Below are 6737 nucleotides of genomic sequence, written 5' to 3' on the forward strand. Positions count from 1 at the left end.
CGAGCAATGCAGGTGTGCAGAGCAATCTGATGTGCCGAAGGCGGGCGGCAGCCGATCGATCGGATGCGCCCGGGATCCCGCGAGGGCCCGCCGTTCAAGGCATCTCTTCGACTCTACCCCTCAGCCTCACTCGCACCTGCCCGGGCGCGGGCGCGTGCGCGCCGACTCTGCCCTTCCGTTCCAGGGCATCCCCAGCCGCCGGGCACCTCAACAACACGGGTCCCGGTGCGGGTGCCGGTGCCGTCAGCAGCCGTCAGTCCGCGCCCAACGGGCGTATCCGTATGTTCCGAAACCAGACCTCATCCCCATGGTCCTGCAACCCGATGTGTCCCCTCATTGCCGTTCCGTACCCCGGCCATGCCGCGAACTTGCTGTCCGCGACCCGCGCCTTCCATTCGTCGCTGCCCTGCTCGTACTCCAGCAGCTTGACGCCGTTCAGCCAGTGCTCGACGTGCGGGCCGCGCGCGACGATGCGCGCCTCGTTCCATCCGCCGATGGGACGCGTCACTTCGCGTGCGGCGGGGTAGAGGCCGAAGTTGGAGCCGGCCGACGTGAGAGGGCTCCTGCCGTCCGCGTGTCCCGCGTTGTCCAGTACCTGCATCTCGGCGGCGGTCTCGAAGATGTAGTCGGTCGATTCCAGGCCGCGGTAAAAGACTCCGCTGTTGCCGCCGGGTGAGATGCGCCACTCGAGGACGAGCTCGAAGTCGCCGAACTGCTCGCGCGTGACGATGTCGCCGCCGTCGCCGGCACCCGGCGTGAACGCCAGGGTCCCGTCCTGCACCTGCCAGGCGGCGGGCATGTCCGTGCGGCGGTAGCCGCGCCAGGCGTCGAGGCCCGTGGTGCTGTCGAACAGCACGATCCAGCCGGCGGTGTCATCCGGTGCAGAGGCCACGCCGGATCCGTCCCCTCGCGCGGGTGAGCTGCCCGCCTGCTGGCTGTCCGCCGAGGCTGCGCCGGCATCCCCCGCATTGCCGGATCCGCCGCTGCAGCCACCCACCAGCAGCACTGCCGCCAGCCCTGCCGCGGCCGCTGCCGCCGCGCCCTGCCGCTCGCGCTCGCGGAAGGCGATTCCGAAGAAGACCATCACCGCCGCGGCGAAGGCGGCCGGCACCAGCCAGAAGCTCTGCCACTGCTCCGGCAGCAGCGTGTCGGCAGTGCCGAGAAAGCTGTTGTAGAGTGCGCCCGCGAGCTGCGCGCCGATCAGCATGCCGACGCCGTAGGTGATGAGCACGAGGAAGCCCTGCGCCTGTCCGCGGATCGCGGCCGTCGACTTCTTGTCGACGTAGATCTGGCCGGTCACGAAGAAGAAGTCGTAGCAGATGCCGTGCAGCAGGATGCCGGCGGCGATCAGGCTGAACGTGCCGGTCGGCGCCGCCAGGGCGAAGAGCACGTAGCGCAGCACCCACGCGGCCATTCCCGCAATCAGCATCCACTTCACTCCCAGCCGCACGAAGAACAGCGGCATGAGCAGCATGAAGAAGACCTCGGACATCTGCCCGAGCGTCTGCGTGGCCGCGATGTTGGTCACACCGGACGCACCGAGGAACAGCTGCGTGAAGTTGTAGTAGGCGGCGAGCGGGATCGAGATCAGCAGCGCGCTGAGGACAAAGACGTAAAAGGACGGGCTGCCCAGCGCGCGCAGTGCGTCCAGTCCGACGATGCTGCCGATGGATACCGGCTCACCGCGCGCGGGCGGCGGCGTATGCGGCAACGTCAGCGCGTACATCGCCAGCACCAGGCTTCCGGCCGCCGCCGTGTACAGCGGCAGCGCGGTCTCCTCCGGCAGACGCCCGCCCGCGTAGCGACCCAGCACGAAGCTGATGAACAGGCCTGCCACGATCCAGCCGACCGTGCCGAACACGCGGATCAGGGGGAACTGCTTCTCCTGCGCGCGGATGTGGTGAAACGCGAGCGAATTGCTGAGCCCGAGCGTCGGCATGTAGCAGAGGTTGTAGATCAGCAGCATGCCGATGAACGCGCCCGGGCGGCTGATCAGCCCCGGCGCGATGAAGAGACATGCTGCGCCCAGCAGGTGCAGGACAGCCAGCACCCGCTCGGTCGCGAAATACCGGTCCGCCACCAGTCCCAGGAAGAAGGGCGCGACGATCGCCGCGATGGGGTTCACCGTGAATGGCCAGTGCGTGAGCGTCTCCAGCCCGCTCGCGCTCATGTACACGGCGATCGTCGTGTACCATGCGCCCCAGATGAAGAACTGCAGGAACATCATCAGTCCGAGACGTGCGTTCAGCATGGGCATGGCTCGCGTGCGCTGGAGGAGCGCGGCGGATGCGGCCGCGGGAGGAAATGCTGTGGCGCGCAAAATCGTATGCGGCGTGGCGGTGACGCAAGCACACCTGCAGAAAATTTCGGGCGCTGGCTGGCATTCTGCGAGCGACCGACATGTAGACTTCTCATTTCCACGCAGAGTCGCGGAGGAGCAGAGTCGCAGGGCTTTGCATGCATGGGTGCCTGCAGTTGCATCAGCGTCCTTCGCCCTGCCGGATTCCGACTTGTTGTAAGTGGCCGTTCGAGATCTGCGGATATGTACCGACGGTGCGGAGTGCCGCGAAGCGAAGATGCGAGAAGCCCTCTGCGCCTCCGCTCCTCTGCGGCTCTGCGTGAGAATGAACGATCTGCCCGCTTGCCGGTGCCACCACTCCGGCTGTCTCGAATCAGCGACAGCGGTCCGCTTGCGCCCGCGCGCCCCTCTGCTTCACTATCCCCGGACCAGCCGCGCTACCGATACCTCCACCAGGCGCAGACGCATGATCCAGCTCCGACGCAATCGGCAGGAGTACGACGTGTGTATCATTGGCTCAGGCGCGGGCGGTGGCATGGCCGCGTACATGCTGACGCAGGCCGGTGCGCGCGTGTCTGTCATCGAGGCGGGACCGAAGTGGTACTCGTCGGAAGACAGCGCCATGCTGAAGTGGAACTACGACTCACCCCGGCGCGGCGCTTCTACACCGGACAGACCGTTCGGCGAGTTCGACGGCTGCATCGGCGGCTGGCAGGTCGAGGGCGAGCCGTACACCATGGCGCCGGGCGAGAGGTTCGACTGGTGGCGTGCGCGCATGCTCGGCGGCCGCACGAACCACTGGGGTCGCATCTCGCTGCGCTTCGGCCCCGACGACTTCCGGCGCGGCAGCATGGACGGCCTCGGCGACGACTGGCCGATCGACTACGACGACATTGCGCCGTACTACGACCGCGTCGATCGCCTCGTCGGCATTTTCGGCAGCCGCGAGGGACTGCCCAACGATCCCGACGGCATCTTCCAGCCCGCTCCCCGTCCTCGCTGCTACGAGCTGCTGATCAAGGACGCGTGCGACCGGCTCGGCATCACGTGCATCCCTGCACGCCTGTCCATCCTGACGCAGCCGCTCGGCAACCGCGTGCCCTGTCATTACTGCGGCCAGTGCGGCCGCGGCTGCATGACCAACTCCAATTTCTCGAGTCCCGAGGTGCTGATCCGCCCGGCGCTGGCGACGGGCAACCTCACGCTCTACCTGGAAGCCATGGCGCGCGAGGTGACGGTGGATGCGCGCGGCCACGCGACCGGCGTCTCCTACGTCGACAAGGCCACGGGCGAGGATCGCCACGTGCGTGCACGCATCGTCGTACTGGCGGCCAGTGCGTGCGAGAGCGCGCGACTGCTGCTCAACTCGAAGTCGTCGCAGTTCCCGGACGGCCTCGCCAACGGCAGCGGCATGGTCGGCAGGTACCTGACCGACACGACGGGCGCCGGTGTGCAGGGCTTCATCCCGAAGATGATGGAGCGGCCGCCGCACAACGAGGATGGCTCGGGCAGCGGTCACATCTTCATGCCGTGGTGGCTCGACAACCGCACGCTCGACTTCCCGCGCGGCTATCACATCGAGGTCGGTGGCGGCTTCGATATGCCCGGCTACGGCGTGCTGGGCGGCGTCGAGCGGTATCCCGCGGGCGGCGGCTGGGGCAGACAGCTCAAGGACGACTACCGTCGCTACTTCGGCGCGACGGTCGGCTTCGCGGGCCGCGGCGAGATGGTGCCGAACGAGAACTGCTACTGCGAGATCGATCCGGACGTCGTCGACCGCTGGGGCATCCCCGTGCTGCGCTTCCACTGGCAGTGGAGCGACCACGAGGTCCAGCAGGCGAAGCACATGCAGGAGACCTTCCGCTCCATCGTCGAAGCCATGGGCGGCGAGGTGTTCGCGCCGATGCCGACGCGCGAGGAGCGCTACGGCCTGATGAACGGCGGCTCGATCATCCACGAGCTGGGCTGTGTGCGCATGGGCAACGACCCGGCGCGGTCTGTCGTCGATGCGAACTGCAGGGCGCACGAGGTGCCGAACCTGTTCGTTGCCGATGGCGGTCCATTCGTCAGCCAGCCGGACAAGAACCCGACATGGACGATCCTCGCGCTTTCCATGCGCACAAGCGAGCACGTCGCACGACTCATGAAGGAGGGGGCACTGTGAGCATGGACCGGCGCGAAATGCTGCAGATCGTCGCCGCAGTGCCGCTGGCGCAGGCACTGGGCGTCTCCGTCGGCGCCATCGAGCAGGCCACTGCGCACGCGCAGCAGGCGGCGCAGGCTCCGGCATCGTTCGTCGCACAGTTCTTCACGCCGCACGAGCTGCGCACGGTGACCGTGCTCGCGGACCTGGTCATCCCGCGCGACGAGCGCTCGGGCAGTGCCAGCGACGCGGGTGTGCCTGCATTCATCGATTTCATGATGATCGATCGGCCGCAGCTGCAGCTGCCGATGCGTGGCGGGCTCGCGTGGCTGGACGCGGAAACGCGCAGGCGCTTCGACAGCACGTTCGTCGATGCGACGTCCTCACAACAGGCAGCGATCCTGGACGAGGTCGCCTGGCCGGCACGCGCGCCCGCAACGCTGAGCCAGGGCGTCGCATTCTTCAACCGGTTCCGCGACCTGGTCGCGACCGGGTTCTGGTCGTCGAGGATGGGTGTCGAAGACCTGCGCTTCATGGGCAACACGGTCGTGCCGCAGTGGAACGGCTGTCCCGATGACGCGCTGCAGCACCTCGGCGTCCGCTACACCGACTGATGCGGCGCGTGCTGCGCTTCGGCATGGCCGGCGGCGGTCCCGGCGCGTTCATCGGCGCCGTCCACCAGCGCGCCGCGGAGTACGACGGCCGCGCGCGCCTCGTCGCCGGCGCGTTCTCCTCCGATGCAGCGCGCTCGCGCGAGCATGGCCGCACCCTCGGCCTCGACGCTGCACGTGTGCACGACGATTTCCGCGCAATGGCTGACGCCGAAGCCGCGCGCGGTGCGGACCGCATCGATTTCGTCGTCATCGTCACGCCGAACCACCTGCATCACGACGTCGCTGCGGCATTCCTCGAGCGTGACATACACGTAGTCTGCGACAAGCCGCTCACGACCACGCTCGCCGACGCGGAGCGGCTCTGTCGCACCGCCGCGCAGCGCGACCGGCTCCTTGCCGTATCGTACGTCTACTCCGGCTACCCCATGGTGCGGCAGGCACGCGCGCTGGTCGCGGGCGGAGCGATCGGCACCGTGAGGCGCATCAGCGTGCAGTACACGCAGGGCTGGCTCGCTCGACCCGTGGAACGCACCGGCCACAAGGGTGCGGTCTGGCGCACGGATCCCGCACTGGCCGGAGCGGGCGCGCTCGGCGACATCGGCGTCCATGCCTTTCATCTCATGGGCTACGTCAGCGGACTCGAGCCGCGGCAGCTGTTTGCCGACGTGGCGACGCACGTGCCCGGACGGCGCGTCGACGACGACGCGTCGGTGCTGATGCAGTACGACAACGGCGCGCGCGGGCTGCTGGTGTGCACACAGGTCGCTGGCGGCATGGAAAACGACGTCCGGCTGCGCGTGTCCGGTGAGGAGGGCACGCTGGAATGGTCGCATGCACAGCATGAGCAGCTCGTGCTGCACGACGCGGACGGCGGCCAGCGGGTGTACACGCGGGCAGGTCCCGATCTCGCACCCGCCGCACTGCGTGCCATGCGATTGCCGCCCGGGCATCCGGAAGGTTTTCATGACGCGTTCGCGAGCCTGTACGCGGACACGATCGACGTGATCGCAGCACACGACGCTGCGGCGCGCTCAGCCAATGCCCCGGCAGCCGGGTCGGTTGCGTCCCTCGCGGCACGGCTGGAGCTTCCGGTGGGCAGCGACGGCGCAGCGGGCGTCCACTTCATCGACTGCGCACTACGCAGCAGCCGCGAACGGCGCTGGGTCGATGCCGCGTTTCAAGCGCCCTGAACCCGCGCGGCACCGCGGCAGGCCGCGCGCACGACCATTACTCCACGACACGAGACTGCATGATCCGACCTGTTACGCTCTTCACCGGCCAGTGGGCCGACATGCCGATCGCCACGCTTGCCGCGAAGGCGCGCGACTGGGGGTATGACGGCCTCGAGCTGGCATGCTGGGGAGACCATTTCGACGTCCGGCGCGCGCTCGCCGAAGACGATTACTGCGAGCGCGTGCACGCGCTGCTCGCCGAGCATGGCCTCAAGGTGTTTGCGATCAGCAACCACCTGACCGGGCAGTGCGTGTGCGATCCGATCGACCAGCGCCACGCCGCGATCGCGCCACCCCACGTCTGGGGAGACGGCGATGCGGAGGGCGTGCGCGCGCGCGCAGCCGACGAGATGATCGCGACGGCGCAGGCCGCCGCGCGACTTGGGGTGCCCGTCGTGAACGGCTTCACCGGCTCACCGATCTGGCACCTGCTCTACAGCTTCCCGCCG

Annotated in this window: 5 protein-coding genes; 4 read left to right on the forward strand and 1 reads right to left on the reverse strand. The window is 68.2% G+C overall.

Annotated elements, in window-relative coordinates; genetic code table 11:
• Positions 1-253: 253 nt before the first annotated feature.
• Complete coding sequence (locus VFU06_13750; GenBank protein ID HEU5210452.1) at positions 254-2251, reverse strand: MFS transporter; 1998 nt, start codon at positions 2249-2251, stop codon at positions 254-256.
• Positions 2252-2765: 514 nt separating this feature from the next.
• Between VFU06_13750 and VFU06_13755 the strand changes: the two genes are divergently transcribed.
• The 4 genes from VFU06_13755 to VFU06_13770 all read left to right on the forward strand — a co-directional run.
• The gene (locus VFU06_13755) at positions 2766-4463 is read left to right on the forward strand and encodes a GMC family oxidoreductase (GenBank protein HEU5210453.1); all 1698 of its coding nucleotides are present in this window, start codon (positions 2766-2768) and stop codon (positions 4461-4463) included.
• A 2-nt stretch (positions 4464-4465) separates the two neighbouring features.
• Positions 4466-5056, forward strand: a complete 591-nt coding sequence (locus VFU06_13760; GenBank protein ID HEU5210454.1) for a gluconate 2-dehydrogenase subunit 3 family protein — start codon at positions 4466-4468, stop codon at positions 5054-5056.
• On the forward strand, positions 5056-6246 hold the full coding sequence (locus tag VFU06_13765) for a Gfo/Idh/MocA family oxidoreductase (protein ID HEU5210455.1): 1191 nt from the start codon (positions 5056-5058) through the stop codon (positions 6244-6246). Before VFU06_13760 ends, VFU06_13765 begins: the two co-directional genes overlap by 1 nt.
• A 59-nt stretch (positions 6247-6305) precedes the next feature.
• A partial coding sequence (locus tag VFU06_13770) for a TIM barrel protein (GenBank protein ID HEU5210456.1) occupies positions 6306-6737 on the forward strand: 432 nt, incomplete at its 3' end.

It is taken from the genome of Longimicrobiales bacterium (genome assembly GCA_035764935.1).
Lineage (GTDB): Bacteria > Gemmatimonadota > Gemmatimonadetes > Longimicrobiales > RSA9 > DASTYK01.